A 15,163-nucleotide genomic window follows, 5' to 3' on the forward strand; every position below is an offset into this window, starting at 1 on the left:
TTCTAGGTTTTTGCCATGTCCCCTCACACTGCGACCGCTGCACGTACTTCTGCCACCTCTTTTTCAGGCCCGCTGGTCTGGCGCAAGGTGGTGGACTGGCTGAGCGCGGACGGTGTGATATCTGCCGAAGAAGCGCAGCGCACCATTGCCCGCTGCTCGCAGGCCGAGAGTGCGCAAAACCCGCTGGTGCGCCTGGCCAACGTGGCCATGGCCCGGGCCAGCGATGGCCGGCCACTCGATATCGAGGCCCTGACCGAATACCTGGCCAAGCGCGCGGGCCTGCCCTACCTGCGCATTGACCCGCTGAAGGTGGATGTGGGCCGCGTGGCCGACACCATGAGTGCCTCATACGCCGAGCGCCACAAGGTGCTGCCCGTGCAGGTGACGCCCAAGGAGGTGGTGGTGGCCACGGCCGAGCCCTTCATCACCGATTGGGTGGGCGAGGTCGAGCGCCAGTCGCGCCGCACGGTGCGCCGCGTGGTGGCCAACCCGCAAGACATCCACCGCTTCACGGCCGAATTTTTTGCGCTCGCCAAGTCCGTGCGTTCTGCCCAAAAGGCGGGTGGCGCCAATGCGGGCAGCAGCTTTGAGCAGCTGGTGGAGCTGGGCAAGACCAACAAGCAGCTCGATGCCAATGACCAGGGCGTGGTTAAGGTGGTGGACTGGCTGTGGCAGTACGCCTTTGACCAGCGCGCCAGCGACATCCACCTGGAGCCCCGGCGCGAGCAGGGCGTGATCCGGTTTCGCATCGATGGTGTGCTGCACCCTGTCTACCAGATGCCCATGGGTGTGCACAACGCCATGGTCTCGCGCATCAAGCTGCTGGGCCGCATCGACGTGGTGGAAAAGCGCCGCCCGCAGGACGGCCGCATCAAGACCCGCAACCCGCGTGGTGAAGAGGTGGAAATGCGCTTGTCCACGCTGCCCACGGCGTTTGGCGAGAAGATGGTGATGCGGATTTTTGACCCCGACAACGCCGTCAAAGACCTGGATGCGCTGGGCTTTTCGCTGCACGATGCGCAGCGCTGGGAAGGCTTGGTCAAGCGTCCGCACGGCATCATTTTGGTGACGGGGCCCACGGGCTCGGGCAAGACGACCACGCTGTACTCCACGCTCAAGCGCGTGGCCACCGAAGAGGTCAATGTGAGCACGGTGGAAGACCCGATCGAAATGATCGAGCCCAGCTTCAACCAGACCCAGGTGCAGCCCCAGCTCGACTTCAATTTTGCCGAAGGCCTGCGCGCCCTCATGCGGCAGGACCCCGACATCATCATGGTGGGCGAAATCCGCGATCTGGAAACCGCGGAGATGGCGATCCAGGCGGCGCTGACGGGGCACTTGGTGTTCTCGACCCTGCACACCAACGACGCTCCGAGCGCCATCACGCGGATGATGGAGCTGGGTGTGCCCTCGTACCTCATCAACGCCACGCTGCTGGGCGTGCTGGCCCAGCGGCTGGTTCGCACCTTTTGCAAGCACTGCAAGCAGCCTGACGAGGCAGCCCAGCGCGAGACGCTGGCCGATCTGGTCAAGCCCTGGAAGCTCAATGGTGCCTACCAGCCCTATAAGGCCGTGGGCTGCGTGGACTGCCGCATGACGGGCTTTCAGGGGCGCATGGGGCTGTATGAGCTGCTCACGGTGACGGAGGCGCTCAAGGACAAGATCAACCAGGCCCCTTCCATCGAAGCGCTGCGCCGCCAGGCGGTGCAAGACGGCATGCGCCCCCTGCGCCTGGCGGGGGCGCTGCGTGTGGCCGATGGCGTGACTTCGCTGGACGAGGTGATCGCGGCCACACCGCCGCTTGAATAGCGCATTGCAAGGGTCGGGGTTTTCCCGGGGTGTGTCTCCTCTCCCATAGGGGCGTTACCGAATGTAGGTGGAATCCACATCGAGTCGCTGGACCCGGGCCACCACAATCGGCCGATCCGAATATCCTGAAGGGGACACACTCGTGAATATCAAGAGTCAGAAAGACTTTTTTGCCGGCCTCATGTTCATGGGCGTCGGGACTGCATTTGCGTGGGGAGCGACCACGTACAACATCGGCACAGGTGCCCGCATGGGCCCCGGCTATTTCCCGCTGATCCTGGGTATCTTGCTGGCCTTCATCGGCTTGGTGATCACCTTCAAGGCCACCACGGTGGAGACGGCTGACGGAGACAAGATCGGCAAGTGGGCCTGGAAGCCGCTGTTCTTCATCCTGGCGGCCAACTTCACCTTCGGCATTTTGCTCGGCGGCCTGCCCAGCATTGGTGTTCCCGCCATGGGCCTGATCGTTGGCATCTACGCCTTGACCTTCATTGCCAGCCTGGCGGGCAATGAGTTCAATGCAAAGGCTGTGTTTGTGCTGGCCACCGTGTTGGCGGCTGGCAGCTATGTGGCTTTCGTGTGGGCACTGAAGTTGCAGTTCCCGGTGTGGCCTAGTTTCATTTCCGGTTAAGGCAGGAGCACCTCCATGGACTTGATTAACAACTTGGCGCTCGGCTTCGGCGTCGCCTTTACGTTCCAGAACCTTGTTTACTGCTTTATCGGCTGCCTGCTGGGCACGCTGATTGGCGTGTTGCCAGGCATTGGCCCTGTGGCCACCATCGCCATGCTGCTGCCCGCCACTTACGCGCTGCCCCCTGTGGCTGCGTTGATCATGCTGGCCGGTATTTACTACGGCGCGCAATACGGTGGTTCGACCACCGCCATCTTGGTGAACTTGCCTGGCGAGTCTTCGTCGGTGGTGACGGTGATCGATGGCTATCAGATGGCGCGCAAGGGCCGAGCCGGCCCCGCGCTGGCGGCTGCGGGCCTGGGCTCGTTCTTCGCTGGTTGCGTGGGCACGCTGATCCTGGCGGCCTTCGCTCCTCCGCTGACCGAAGTGGCCTTCAAGTTCGGCCCTGCCGAATACTTCTCGCTGATGGTGCTGGGCCTGATTGGTGCCGTGGTGCTGGCTTCGGGCTCGCTGCTCAAGGCTGTGGCCATGATCGTGCTGGGTCTGCTGATGGGCTTGGTGGGTACGGACGTGAACTCGGGTGTGGCCCGTTTCAGCTTCGACATCCCTGAACTGACCGACGGCATTGGCTTTGTGACCATCGCCATGGGGGTTTTTGGTTACGGTGAAATCATCGCCAATCTGGCCCGCCCAGACGATGACCGTGAAGTGTTTACTGCCAAGGTGGAAGGCCTGTTCCCCACTAAGGAAGACTTCAAAAACATGATCCCTGCGGTGCTGCGTGGCACGGCACTGGGTTCGGCGTTGGGTATCTTGCCCGGTGGCGGTGCGTTGCTGGCGGCGTTTGCCGCTTACACAGTGGAGAAAAAGACCAAGCTGCGTCCTGGCGAAGTGCCTTTCGGCCAAGGCAATATTCGCGGTGTGGCTGCTCCTGAGTCTGCCAACAACGCGGGTTCGCAAACCTCGTTCATCCCGCTGCTGACCCTGGGTATCCCCCCCAACGCCGTGATGGCACTGATGGTGGGTGCAATGACCATCCACAACATCCAGCCTGGTCCCCAGGTGATGACCAGCAACCCAGAACTGTTCTGGGGCCTGATCGCTTCGATGTGGATTGGTAACGCCATGCTGGTGATCTTGAACCTGCCGCTGATCGGCATCTGGATCAAGCTGCTCACCGTGCCTTACCGCTGGTTGTTCCCCTCCATCGTGCTGTTCTGCGCGGTGGGTGTGTACTCCACCAACAACAACACGTTTGATATCTGGATGGTGGGTGCATTCGGCCTGATCGGGTACATCTTCCACAAGCTGGGTACCGAGCCTGCACCTTTGCTGCTGGGCTTCATCCTGGGCCCGATGATGGAAGAAAACCTGCGCCGTGCACTGCTGCTGTCGCGTGGTGACTGGAGCGTGTTTGTCACGCGTCCGCTGTCCGCTGGTTTGCTGGCTGCTGCTGCGTTGCTGCTGATCATCGTGTTGTTGCCCGCTGTGAAGAACAAGCGCGAAGAGGCTTTCGTCGAAGACTGAGTCTGAGGTGCGGGGCACAAGTCTTCGCATCTTTGAACCTGCGCACTACCAAAACAACGGCACCTTCGGGTGCCGTTGTTTTTTGTCGTTCAATCCCAGGTCGTGCAAGGGGCTCGGTACACAATGGTGGCCAGCCTTCAGGGATTTGCATGCCACCCACGATCCGCCCCACGCAGCACCCGCACCGGGTTTTGCTGCACAACGAAATCCACGCCCGCCCGCCAGAGGCCATGTCTTCGCCCCTGGCCATCGCCCATGTGGTGATGCTGGCCGATGCCGCAGAACGCGAGGCCAGCCGGGCGCATGTGGCCGCGCTGCTCAGAGACCACCATCTGGCCCTGCCCGATGCGGACACCACCCACTTGCGCATGGACCTGGGGGCCTTTCGCATTCGCTGGGAACTGCACACCGAGTTTGTCTCCTGGACCTTCATGGTGCCCACGGCCATGGACGCGTTTGGAGAGCGCGAGCCTGTGAGTGCGACGACGGCGGTGCCGCGTGAGTGGCTGGCCGCTTTGCCGGGGCAGTGCCTTTGTAGCCTGAACTTGTGGGCGTTGCCCACGCACCAGTTTGGGTCCGGCACGCTCGTCAAGCATGTGCTGCACGAAGACACGCTGGTGGCATCGACCGTGGCCGATGGGCACGGTGAGGTGTACACCGACTTCGCCATCCATGCCGATGGTTTTTCGCGCATGGTGCTGCTGGCCGGTGGCATGACGCCCCGCCGCCTGGGCCGCCTGGTGCAGCGCCTGCTGGAAATTGAAACCTACCGCATGGCCGCGTTGCTGGGCCTGCCGGCCGCGCGCGAGGCTTCTTCTGTACTGGCCTTTGCCGAGCGTGAGCTGGCCGAGCTGGCCAACGCCATCCGCACGGCCAACCGCGACGATGAGCCTGCGCTGCTGGACCGCCTCACCCGGCTGGCCGGGCAGGTGGAAAGCCAGTACGCGGCCACGCATTCCCGCTTCTCGGCCAGCAGCGCTTACTTTGAACTGGTGGACAAGCGCATCCAGGACATTGCCGAGTCGCGCCTGGCAGGCATGCAGACCATCGGTGAGTTCATGGACCGGCGTCTGACCCCTGCGCGCAGCACCTGTGAGTGGGCTGCGCGCCGCCAGGATGCGCTGTCGCAGCGGGTCTCGCGCATGAGCAATCTGCTGCGCACCCGGGTCGAGATCGAGCAGCAGCAAAGCAGCCAGGCCTTGCTGGCCACCATGAACCAGCGGCAGGATTTGCAGCTCAAGCTGCAGTCCACGGTGGAGGGTCTGTCGGTGGCTGCCATCACCTACTACATCGTGGGCTTGGTGTCTTACCTGGCCAAAGGGGGCAAGGCGCTGGGGTGGCCGCTGTCACCAGAATCCACTGCGGCCATCGCCATCCCTGTGGTGGCCTTGGGGGTTTGGTGGTCGCTGCGGCGCTTGCACCACCGGCTGTTCCGCAAGCACTGAGGTTTTTACGGGGCTGCTTGCCCTGTGGGCTCCTGTGAGGCTGCACCGAGGTGTGCGCCTTGCAGGCATCTTGTGCGGCGTGGTCCGCCACCCTCAGTGCCGATGCCCGTCAGGCTCGGGGCCGTGCCACACTGGCACGTGCCGGTGCTGTTTGCGATGCACCCAGCGCGGGCCGAGTCCTCGGCCGTTGCTTACCCCGTCGCTTGCTCCTTTGCCTGAAAGAATGCCCGTGTCCAATCCCTCCTCCGCATCGCCAGCCAAACCTCCTGCCTCTGGCTTGGCGCTAGGTCTTGCGCTGGCGTTGCTGGGCTCCATCGCCTTCAGCGCCAAGGCCATCATCGTCAAGTTGGCCTACCGGCATGGGGTGGATGCGGTCACGCTCATCATGTACCGCATGCTGTTTGCGCTGCCCATCTTTGCCACCATGGCCTGGTGGGCCAGCCGGGGCAAGCCGCCGTTGTCGCGCAAAGATGTGTGGGGGGTGCTGGGGCTGGGCGTGACGGGGTATTACCTGGCCAGCTTTCTGGATTTTGCCGGGCTGGTCTACATCACGGCCAGCCTGGAGCGGCTGATTCTTTATCTCAACCCCACCTTGGTGGTGCTGCTGGGCTGGGCGCTGTACGGCAAGCGCATCCATTGGGGGCAGGCGGTGGGCATGCTCATCAGCTACTGCGGGGTGGTGCTGGTCTTCGGGCTGGAGGCCCAATCGCAGGGTGGGCAGGCTGCGTGGGGGGCGTTGCTGGTGTTTCTCAGCGCTGTGAGCTATGCCGTTTACCTTGTGTACAGCGGAGAGATGGTCCAGCGCATCGGCGCATTGCGCCTGGTCGGGCTCGCCACCACCGTGGCGTGCGTCTGCTGTCTGGTTCAGTTTGTGGTGCTGCGGCCGCTCAGTGCCGCCATCGTGGCCCCGCAGGTGCTGTGGTTGTCGGTGCTCAATGCCACGCTGTGCACGGCCGCGCCAGTGCTCATGGTGATGATGGCCATTGAGCGCATTGGGGCCGGTATGGCGGCGCAGGCGGGCATGGTGGGGCCCTTGTCCACCATTTTCATGGGCATCTGGATCTTGGGGGAGCCCTTCACGCTGTGGCTGGCGGTGGGCACCTGCCTGGTGGTGGCAGGGATCTTTGTGTTCACCCGCCTGGCGCGCAAGGCGGCGGGAGGTTAGCCAGGAGCCCGCAGTGCGGGCCCCTGCTTTTTTGGGGGGCTGCCTTACTTGTTGTTGCCCCAACTGTTGGCGCCACCGTTGTTGCTGCCGTTGCCCATGCCCCAGTTGTTGTTATTGTTGCCCGACGAATAGGTCGACAGGCCCGGGGCTGCAGGGGCTTGTGGGTTGTTGCTGGGAGGGCGCTGGTAGGCTGATGCCTTGTTGCCATTGCCCGTGTTGGCGTTGCGTGCCCCTTGCTGTCCCTTGGTGGGGGCGGGGGTCTCTTCGCCCATGTCGTCATCGTCCCCGTCCTGCGACTGGTGGGCCCCGGCGGGGGCTTGTGCGCCTTTGCCGTTCCCCCAGCCCCGTGTGCCGGCGGTGCTGGTGGGGGTGGTGGTGCTGGTGCCGCCCCGGCCCAGTACGCCGCCCAGGGTGCGCATGCTGCCGGTGCTGGCGTTGTTGTTGCCCGATGGGGCGGCCGAGTTGGCTGCCCCCATGTCGAAGTTGTGCACCCAGCCGCTGGCCCCCTCAGGGGTTTGCACTTTGACCCACTGGCCATTGCGCTCGGAGGTTCGCGTCACCTGTGTGTTGGCAGGGATGGAGCCCAGACTGGGGGCGTTGTCTGCGGGGGATTCGCGCAGTTCCGTCGAGCGTTTGACCACCGCAGTCTGCGCGTGCGCCGTGCCAAAGGGGAGTGCAACAGTCAAAGCCAAGCCGCTGGCAAGGGCTAGATGGTTCAGCCAGTTCATGGTGGGTGCCTCAATTTATGATGCTTTGGAATCAAGCATCAACATGCAAACCGGAGATTGTTATGGATTTGGGAATTGCGGGCAAATGGGCGCTGGTGTGTGGCGCCAGCAAAGGCTTGGGGTTGGGGTGCGCGCAGGCCTTGGTGCGCGAGGGTGTGAACGTGGTGATCAACGCTCGCAACGCCGATGTGCTGGCTCAGTCTGCTGCAAAATTGATAGCTGACAGCGCTATTCAGATCAGCGCTGGAGGGCTGAAACACCCGCAACCCGTGGTGCTCGCTGTCGCGGCCGACATCACCACGGCGCAGGGCCGTGAGGCGGTGTTTGCCGCAGCAGGTGGGCCGGGGCGCGACTTTGACATCGTGGTCACCAATGCGGGTGGGCCGCCTCCTGGGGACTTCCGTGACTGGGACCGGGATGCCTGGATCAAAGCGGTGGACGCCAACATGCTCACACCCATTGAGCTGATCAAGGCCACCGTGGATGGCATGGCGGCGCGCGGTTTTGGTCGGGTGATCAACATCACCTCCAGCGCGGTGAAGGCGCCGATTGACGTGTTGGGTTTGTCCAACGGTGCGCGCAGCGGCCTCACGGGCTTTGTGGCGGGCGTGGCCCGCAGCAAGCTGGCTGCGCAGGGTGTCACCATCAACAATCTGCTGCCCGGCAAGTTCGATACCGACCGGCTCGCCGCCACCATCGGTGCGGCTGCAGCCAAGACGGGCAAGGCACTGGATGAAATCCGCGCGTCGCAGCAGGCGCAGATTCCCGCCGGGCGGTATGGCACGCCTGAGGAGTTCGGGGCCATTTGCGCATTTTTGTGCAGCATGCATGCTGCCTACATGACGGGCCAGAATGTGCTGGCCGATGGCGGCGCTTACCCAGGGGCTTGAGCCCGGTCAAGTGGTGCACCGCTTGTGGGCGGTGCACGAGGTGGGCACCTGCTCTTGATTTGTGTCAATTAAATGTGTCCAAACGTGGTTATTTGGGGGATCGTGCGGGCGTAGCGTAGGCACAATGGGCGCCGCTACGCCTGTGGCCCGCAGGGTGGTGCTTTTTGGCTTTTCCGATTGGGAGAAGCAAGACTCCTCACAAACCAGGGTTGTCCGGCTGCCATGTTTCGCCTATCACGTCCGCTGCGATTGCTTCGCCACTGCGCTGCTCTGGCGTGCTGCTGCGCGGGCGGTTTGGTGGCTACGGCGGCATGGCCCCAGGCCAAGCCGCAGGCGGCGCCTTACCACCTGCGTGTCGTGGGTGGCTTGGCAGACCTGAGCCAGTACACGCGCCGCGAAGAGCCTTTTTGGAAGCATGACCTTGCCCGCCTGAGCGGCGGGCGCTACAGCGCAGAGATCGTCCCTTTCGACCGTGCTGGCGTGCCCGGCACCGAGATGTTGCGCTTGTTGCAGCTGGGGGTGGTGCCGTTTGGCACGGCGCTGATGAGCTCCTTCACGGCGCAGTACCCCGAGTACACGGCCCCCGATCTGGCGGGGTTGAACCCCGACATTGCCACTCTGCGCAGCACGCTGGCGGCATTCCGCCCCTACCTGGAAAAGACACTGCGCGAGCAGCATGGGGTGGAGCCTCTGGCCATTTACGTATACCCAGCCCAGGTGGTTTTTTGTGGCAAACCATTGCGTGGGCTGTCGGACTTGTCGGGGCGGCGGGTGCGTGTGTCCTCGTCCACCCAGGCTGATTTTGTGAGCGCCCTGGGCGCAGAGCCCGTGCTGACGGGCTTTGCGCAGATCGTGCCCAGCTTCACGGCGGGCAACACCGACTGCGCCATCACCGGCACCATGTCGGGCAACACCTTGGGTTTGCACACCCTCATGACCCATGTGCACGCCCTGCCTGTGACCTGGGGGCTGGCGGTGTTTGGGGCCAATCGCACGGCCTGGGCGGCATTGCCTGCAGACCTGCGCGAGCTGTTGCGGCGCGAGTTGCCCAAGCTGGAGTCCTCCATCTGGGCGGAGTCCGAGCGGGAGACAGCCGATGGCATGGCCTGCAACCGGGGGGCGGCAGAGTGCGTTGGTGGGCGCAAGGGACGTCTGGTAGTGGTGCCTGTGTCTGCGCAGGATGAGCGCCGCCGCAGTGAGATCCTGGCCTCGACCGTGCTCCCACGTTGGCTGCAGCGCTGTGGCGCTCGCTGTGCCCAGGTCTGGAACTCCACCATCGGGCCGGTGCGCGGCATCATGGCCCCCAAAGCCCCATGAACGTGGCGGTACCCCGGCGCATCAAACTTTTCGTGTGGGGCGGTGTCGCGTCGTTCGTGCTGGCCGTGGTGGCCGTGGCCGTTACCCTCATCTTGAACGCCCGGCAGGTGGCGCTGGCCGATAGTGCCAGCGGTGCCAATCGATTTGTGTCCAGCGCGGAGTCGGCGCTCAACCGCTCCTTGCTGGCGGTGGACGTGTTGTTGGCCAGCATGGACGAGATGCTGGAGCTGTCAGGCGCGCGCCCCGAGTGGCTGGACCCTGAGGTGGCCAGCCAACGCCTGCGCAGCTCTGCCCGCCAGAACCTGATGGTGCGCTATGTGGCGCTGTTGGATACGCAGGGGCGCGTGTTCGCTTCGTCTGACGCGGCCGGGGCCTCGCTATCGGTGTCACTGCCTGCGGGCTTTGCGGCCTCGGTGCTTGAACAACCGGTCTCGATGCTGATGGTCAGCGCACCGGCCGTGAGCTTTGTCAGCGCCGAGCGTGTGCTGTACCTGGCCCGGCAGATGCGGCTGGTCGATGGCACCCAGATGTTGGCCGTGGCCGAAGTGCCGGTCAGCGCGCTGGCGGGTGTGCTCACCCAGGGCATGGACATCGCAGGGCTGCAAGTGACGCTGGAACGCTCCGCGGGCCAGGCGCTGCTCACCATGCCTCGGCAAGAAGACGCGCAGGCCCGCTCCCTGGCGCCGCCGCTGGCCGATCTGGATGTGCTGGGCCCGGCATGGCAAGCGCGTGCGCGTTTGAGTGGGGCGCTGGCCCTGGTGGTGTACCGGCCTTTGATGTACCAGGACTTGCGCATCGCCGCGAGCGTGCCGCGTGACGATGCGTTGGCGGCCTGGCGTTCTACCCGCGACGGCATCCTGCTCACGACCTTGGGCTTTGTGGTGATGATGGTGCTGGTGGGCGCGGTGTCCATGCGCTACCTTGACCGCATGACGCAGGCCCGCCTGGCCATTGCCCACTCCAAGGCCACGCTGGACGAAGCCCTGGAGTCCATGGTCAGCGGCTTTGTCTTGCTCGACAGCCAGATGCGCCTGGTGCAGTGGAACCGGCGTTTTGAAGAAATTTACCCCTGGCTCAAGGGCCAATTGGCAGCGCAGGTGCCCTTTCGGGAGCTGCTGATGGAAAAGGCCCGCCACCACCTGGACAACGCCAGTGCCGAGGAGCAATTGCGCTGGGTGGAGCACCGCGTGGCTGTGCAGCGCAACCCCCAGGGCCCGCACGAGCAGGGCCTGCCCGATGGGCGCGTGATCCAGGTCACCGAGCGTGCCACGCCCGATGCAGGCCTGGTGATCACCTACCACGACGTGACCGAACTGCGCCGCGCGAGCGCCGAGATCGAAAACCTGGCTTTCTACGACCCGCTCACCGGCTTGCCCAACCGCCGCTTGCTGATGGACCGCATCCAGCAGACGGTGGCCGCCAGCGCCCGCAGCGGCCTGCATGGCGCCTTGCTGTTTTTGGACCTGGACCATTTCAAAACCCTCAACGACACCCTGGGGCACGAGGTGGGGGATGTGCTGCTGCGCCAAGTGGCCCAGCGCCTGAAGGCCTGTGTGCGTACCGAAGACACCGTGGCCCGGCTGGGGGGCGACGAGTTTGTGATCATGCTCAAGAACCTTGCCACCAGCAGCGAAGAGGCCGCCTCACTGGCCCGCCGGGTGGGCGAGAAGATCTTGCGCCGCTTGAATATGCCCTATGCCTTGGGTGCACACACTTACCACAGCACCCCCAGCATTGGCGCCACGCTCATCGGGCTGGACATGCAGCCCCCCACCGATCTGCTCAAGCAGGCCGACATCGCCATGTACCAGGTCAAGTCGCAGGGGCGCAACTCGCTGTGCTTTTTCGATCCGCAGATGCAGATCGCCATCAACCAGCGGGTGCAACTGGAAAACGACCTGCAACGGGCCATCACGGGCAGCCAGTTTGAGCTGCACTACCAACCCCAGCAGCGCCTGGATGGGCGCATCGTGGGGGTGGAGGGGCTCATCCGCTGGCGTCATCCTGAGCGCGGTCTGGTGGCGCCAGGGCAGTTCATCGCCGTGGCCGAGGAGAGCGAGTTGATCGTGCCCATTGGCCACTGGGTGCTGCGCACGGCGTGTGAGCAACTCGCCGCCTGGAAGGGTGATGCCCGCTACCAGCATGTGCAGGTGTCGGTCAACGTCAGCGCGCGGCAGTTTCGCCAGCGCGACTTTGTGGCCCGGGTGGTGGAGGTGCTGCGCGAGACCGGGGCCCAGGCCCATCTGCTCAAACTGGAGCTGACGGAATCGCTGGTGCTGGACGATGTGGACGACACCATTGCCAAGATGGTGCAACTCAAGACCAAGGGCGTGCGGTTTTCGGTGGACGACTTTGGCACCGGCTACTCGTCTCTGGCCTACCTTACGCGCCTGCCGCTGGACCAGCTCAAGATCGATCAGTCCTTTGTGCGCAACCTGGGTGCCAAGCAGACCGACGATGTGATCGTGCAGACCATCATCGGCATGGCGCGCAACCTGGAGCTGGACGTGATTGCCGAAGGGGTGGAAACCGCCGAGCAGCGCGACACACTGGCCCGCTACGGCTGCCACTACTTCCAGGGCTATTTGCTGGGCCACCCCATGCCCGTGCAAGAGCTGGAAGCCCTGCTGGCCCGCGATCCGGCTGCCGCCGGTCTGGAGGCCTAAGGCCCTCCAAGGGGCTGCGCCTCAGCGCCTGGACGACACCACAATCCCTCCCACGATCAGCGCGAATGCCACGCCGTGGAACAGGTGTGGCGTCTCCCCCAGGAACGCGGCCGACAGCAGCGCGGCAAACAGCGGCGTCAGGTTGATGAAGAAACCCGCCACGGCAGGCCCCGCCCGCTGAACGCCCACGCCCCAGCAGCGGTAGGCCAGCACGGCAGGCCCCACGGCAATGAAGGCCAGCGCCGCCGCCAGGGGCCAGCTCCAGTCAATGTGCGTGCGGCCCAGGCCCCATTCCACGCCCGCAAACGCGCCTGACCAACCCAGGCCGAACACCATCTGCGCCATCAAAAACGCCGCCCAGTCACCCCGCAGGCTGGCGGGCTCGCTGGTGCGCACCAGCAGCCAGCTGTAAAACGACCAAGACCCCGTGGCCAGCAGCATGAAGAGGTCGCCCGGCACCAGGCGCAGCGCCAGCAACTGGCCCCACTCGCCCCGGCTCAAGACGATGAGCACCCCGGCGATGGACAGCACGGCACCGGCCAGCTGCTGGCGCGTGACCTTGGCACCAAAGAACAGCGTGCCCACGGCCAGCATCCACACCGGCATGCTGGAACCCACCAGCGTCACATTGATGGGCGTGGAGGTTTGCAGCGCCATGTACTGCAGCGCGTTGTACAGCCCAATGCCCAGCAGTCCCAGCACGGCATAACGACGCCAGTGCGGCCACAGCGGGCTGTCTTTGCGCAGCACCGCATGCGCCAGGGGCAGCAGGATGGCAAAGGCCAGCAGCCAGCGAATGAAGTTCAAGGCGATGGGGGCAATCATGGTGTGCACCAGTCGGCCTACCACGGCGTTGCCGGCCCACAGCAGGGGGGCGGTTACCAGCAGCGCCGCCGTGCCGGGCGTGAGTCTTTGGGTCATGCCCAGAAATGTAATGGCCTTGGTGTGCGCGCTGCAGGGAAGGGGTACTTCGCGCAGCCCTTCGTCGCGCTCGTGTGCCACAGAAAGCTCGGCAGGCAAGGCTGGTGGATTCATGGCAGGATGGCGGCCGTTTGTCCTGCACGCGCCGTTGGCGCGTTCCACCCCTTACAGGAGCCTGTTGCCATGAGCCTTGCCGTCCAGATCCGCCAGCATGGTGGTCCCGAAGAACTCCAGATTGTTGATGTGCCGGTGGGTGAGCCCGGGCCCGGCGAGATCCGCATCCGCCACCGTGCCGTGGGCCTGAACTTCATTGACGTGTACCACCGCACGGGCCTGTACCCGCTGGGCATGCCCGCCACCATTGGCATGGAGGGCGCCGGGGTGGTCGAGGCCGTGGGCGAGGGTGTCACGCACCTGCAGGTGGGCGACCGCGCCGCCTACGCCAGCAACCCGCCTGGCGCCTACTGCGAAGTGCGCGTGATGCCCGCCAAATGTGTGTGCAAGCTGCCCGACGCCATTAGCTTCGAGACCGGCGCGGCCATGATGCTCAAGGGCTTGACGGCACAGTACCTGCTCAAGAAAACCCTGCCCGTGGAAGGCCTGCACAGCGGCGACCACGTGCTGTTCCATGCCGCTGCGGGCGGTGTGGGCCTGATCGCCAGCCAGTGGGCCAAGGCGCTGGGCCTGCAGCTGATCGGCACGGCAGGCACCGATGCCAAGTGCCAGCTGGCCCTGGCCAACGGCGCGGCGCATGCCATCAACTACAACACCGAAGACTTCGCGGCGCGCGTCAAAGAAATCACTGGCGGCAAGGGCGTGAAGGTGGTGTACGACTCGGTGGGCAAGGACACCTGGGACAAGTCGCTCGACTGCCTGCGCCCCTTTGGCCTGATGGCCAGCTTCGGCAATGCCTCGGGCCCCGTGGCGCCGTTTGCACCGGGCTCGCTGGGCGCCAAGGGTTCAATCTACGTCACGCGCCAGACGCTGTTTACCCACATCGCCACGCGCGAAAGCACGCAGGCCATGGCCGATGAGCTGTTTGCCGTGGTGGCCAGTGGACAGGTGAAGATCCATATCGACCAGCGCTACCCGCTGGCCGACGTGCAAAAGGCGCACCGTGACCTGGAAGCACGCAAGACCACCGGCTGCACCATCCTCACGCTGTGAACGCCGCCGTCCAGCCCCGGTCCTTTGGCGACTGGCTGGCCAGCGCGCGCCAGGCTGCGCAGCAGCCTCCCGCCCAGCCGCGCCAGGCGCTGGTGGTGGCGGGGCAGGTGGTGGGCTCGGTGGCTGAGGGTTTTTTGAATCAAATTGGCCGCCAGCGCTTGATGGATAAGCGCTACAAGCTATCAATTGATGAGCATTTTGGCGCCGCCGCCTGGCGCTTGGACGTGCCGCCCGAAGCATCGGTGGATGCCCCCACCGACGCCCTCAACGCCTTGGCCGCTGCCCTGCGCGACGAGGGCCTGTGTGGCCCCTGGCGCGATGAGCAACTGGCGGTGTGCAACCCGGCGGGCGAGGTGGTGGGCACGGTGGAGCGGGGTGCGGTGCGCGTGCTGGGCATTGCCACCCGCGCCGTCCACCTGGTGGGCCTGGCGCCGGACGGCCGCATGTGGGTGCAAAAGCGCTCTATGGCCAAGCCCAACAACCCCGGCCTGTGGGACACGCTGATGGGCGGCATGGTCTCGGCCGCCGACTCCTTGCCCCAGGCGCTGGCCCGCGAGACCTGGGAGGAGGCGGGCCTGCGCGTGGAAACGCTGGTGGGCTTGCAGCACGGTGGCCATGTGGACTTCAGCCGCCCCAGCCGGGAAGGCGGTGGCGCGGGCTACATGCGCGAGCGCATCGACTGGTTTCGCGCCCAGGTGCCCGAGGGTGTGGAGCCGGCCAATCAGGATGGCGAGGTCGATCACTTTGAGCTGCTGCAGCCGGAAGGGGTGCGTTTGCGGGTGGCCCAGGGCCTTTTCACGCTGGAAGCCGGTCTGGTGATCGCGGGGTTTCTGGGAATGTAGTTTCCCCACCGGGCCACTGGGTGCCCACGGTGGGGCGGCGCGTGGGGATTCCGGT

The 15,163-nt window shown here is 64.8% G+C and carries 12 protein-coding genes; 10 read left to right on the plus strand and 2 right to left on the minus strand.

Going from position 1 to position 15,163, the window contains the following annotated elements; translation table 11 throughout:
* The first annotated feature begins 15 nt into the window (after positions 1-15).
* The 5 genes from CLU86_RS02260 (at position 16) to CLU86_RS02280 (ending at position 6,577) form a co-directional block, all read left to right on the plus strand.
* A complete protein-coding gene (locus CLU86_RS02260; RefSeq protein ID WP_099740448.1) occupies positions 16-1,809 on the plus strand; it encodes a GspE/PulE family protein in 1,794 nt (597 codons plus the stop codon).
* A 142-nt stretch (positions 1,810-1,951) separates the two neighbouring features.
* Complete coding sequence (locus tag CLU86_RS02265; protein WP_099740449.1) at positions 1,952-2,440, plus strand: tripartite tricarboxylate transporter TctB family protein; 489 nt, start codon at positions 1,952-1,954, stop codon at positions 2,438-2,440.
* A gap of 15 nt (positions 2,441-2,455) precedes the next feature.
* A complete protein-coding gene (locus CLU86_RS02270) occupies positions 2,456-3,967 on the plus strand; it encodes a tripartite tricarboxylate transporter permease (RefSeq protein WP_099740450.1) in 1,512 nt (503 codons plus the stop codon).
* A gap of 149 nt (positions 3,968-4,116) precedes the next feature.
* On the plus strand, positions 4,117-5,412 hold the full coding sequence (locus CLU86_RS02275) for a DUF3422 family protein (RefSeq protein WP_099740451.1): 1,296 nt from the start codon (positions 4,117-4,119) through the stop codon (positions 5,410-5,412).
* A 223-nt stretch (positions 5,413-5,635) separates the two neighbouring features.
* Entirely contained in the window at positions 5,636-6,577 is a 942-nt protein-coding gene (locus tag CLU86_RS02280; RefSeq protein WP_099740452.1) for a DMT family transporter, read from the plus strand.
* Between the two features lie 44 nt (positions 6,578-6,621).
* On the opposite strand, the gene CLU86_RS02285 is transcribed toward CLU86_RS02280, so the two are convergent.
* On the minus strand, positions 6,622-7,305 hold the full coding sequence (locus tag CLU86_RS02285; RefSeq protein WP_099740453.1) for an SH3 domain-containing protein: 684 nt from the start codon (positions 7,303-7,305) through the stop codon (positions 6,622-6,624).
* Positions 7,306-7,367: 62 nt separating this feature from the next.
* Here CLU86_RS02285 and CLU86_RS02290 point away from each other — a divergent pair, with 62 nt between their 5' ends.
* From CLU86_RS02290 to CLU86_RS02300, 3 genes are all read left to right on the plus strand, one after another.
* Positions 7,368-8,195, plus strand: a complete 828-nt coding sequence (locus CLU86_RS02290) for an SDR family oxidoreductase (protein WP_099740454.1) — start codon at positions 7,368-7,370, stop codon at positions 8,193-8,195.
* Between the two features lie 222 nt (positions 8,196-8,417).
* Positions 8,418-9,512 (plus strand): TRAP transporter substrate-binding protein, encoded by a 1,095-nt coding sequence (locus tag CLU86_RS02295; protein ID WP_099740455.1) that lies wholly within the window; start codon positions 8,418-8,420, stop codon positions 9,510-9,512.
* The gene (locus CLU86_RS02300) at positions 9,509-12,178 is read left to right on the plus strand and encodes an EAL domain-containing protein (protein WP_099740456.1); all 2,670 of its coding nucleotides are present in this window, start codon (positions 9,509-9,511) and stop codon (positions 12,176-12,178) included. Before CLU86_RS02295 ends, CLU86_RS02300 begins: the two co-directional genes overlap by 4 nt.
* 21 nt (positions 12,179-12,199) lie before the next feature.
* On the opposite strand, the gene CLU86_RS02305 is transcribed toward CLU86_RS02300, so the two are convergent.
* Positions 12,200-13,099, minus strand: coding sequence for a DMT family transporter (locus CLU86_RS02305; RefSeq protein WP_099658423.1), 900 nt, complete (start codon positions 13,097-13,099; stop codon positions 12,200-12,202).
* A gap of 183 nt (positions 13,100-13,282) precedes the next feature.
* On the opposite strand from CLU86_RS02305, the gene CLU86_RS02310 reads away from it, so the two are divergent.
* Both CLU86_RS02310 and CLU86_RS02315 read left to right on the plus strand, forming a co-directional pair.
* The gene (locus CLU86_RS02310; RefSeq protein WP_099740457.1) at positions 13,283-14,266 is read left to right on the plus strand and encodes a quinone oxidoreductase; all 984 of its coding nucleotides are present in this window, start codon (positions 13,283-13,285) and stop codon (positions 14,264-14,266) included.
* The gene (locus tag CLU86_RS02315; RefSeq protein ID WP_099740458.1) at positions 14,263-15,108 is read left to right on the plus strand and encodes an NUDIX domain-containing protein; all 846 of its coding nucleotides are present in this window, start codon (positions 14,263-14,265) and stop codon (positions 15,106-15,108) included. The genes CLU86_RS02310 and CLU86_RS02315 overlap by 4 nt, the downstream gene beginning before the upstream one ends.
* The last annotated feature ends 55 nt before the right edge of the window (positions 15,109-15,163 follow it).

It is taken from the genome of Acidovorax sp. 62 (assembly GCF_002754495.1).
GTDB lineage: Bacteria > Pseudomonadota > Gammaproteobacteria > Burkholderiales > Burkholderiaceae_C > Acidovorax.

Coding starts and splice junctions, on each gene's coding strand:
- CLU86_RS02270 (WP_099740450.1), top strand. CDS start 2,456: ATGGACTTGATTAACAACTTGGCGCTCGGCTTCGGCGTCGCCTTTACG.
- CLU86_RS02290 (WP_099740454.1), top strand. CDS start 7,368: ATGGATTTGGGAATTGCGGGCAAATGGGCGCTGGTGTGTGGCGCCAGC.
- CLU86_RS02305 (WP_099658423.1), bottom strand. CDS start 13,099: ATGACCCAAAGACTCACGCCCGGCACGGCGGCGCTGCTGGTAACCGCC.
- CLU86_RS02310 (WP_099740457.1), top strand. CDS start 13,283: ATGAGCCTTGCCGTCCAGATCCGCCAGCATGGTGGTCCCGAAGAACTC.
- CLU86_RS02260 (WP_099740448.1), top strand. CDS start 16: ATGTCCCCTCACACTGCGACCGCTGCACGTACTTCTGCCACCTCTTTT.
- CLU86_RS02295 (WP_099740455.1), top strand. CDS start 8,418: ATGTTTCGCCTATCACGTCCGCTGCGATTGCTTCGCCACTGCGCTGCT.
- CLU86_RS02280 (WP_099740452.1), top strand. CDS start 5,636: ATGCCCGTGTCCAATCCCTCCTCCGCATCGCCAGCCAAACCTCCTGCC.
- CLU86_RS02300 (WP_099740456.1), top strand. CDS start 9,509: ATGAACGTGGCGGTACCCCGGCGCATCAAACTTTTCGTGTGGGGCGGT.
- CLU86_RS02275 (WP_099740451.1), top strand. CDS start 4,117: ATGCCACCCACGATCCGCCCCACGCAGCACCCGCACCGGGTTTTGCTG.
- CLU86_RS02285 (WP_099740453.1), bottom strand. CDS start 7,305: ATGAACTGGCTGAACCATCTAGCCCTTGCCAGCGGCTTGGCTTTGACT.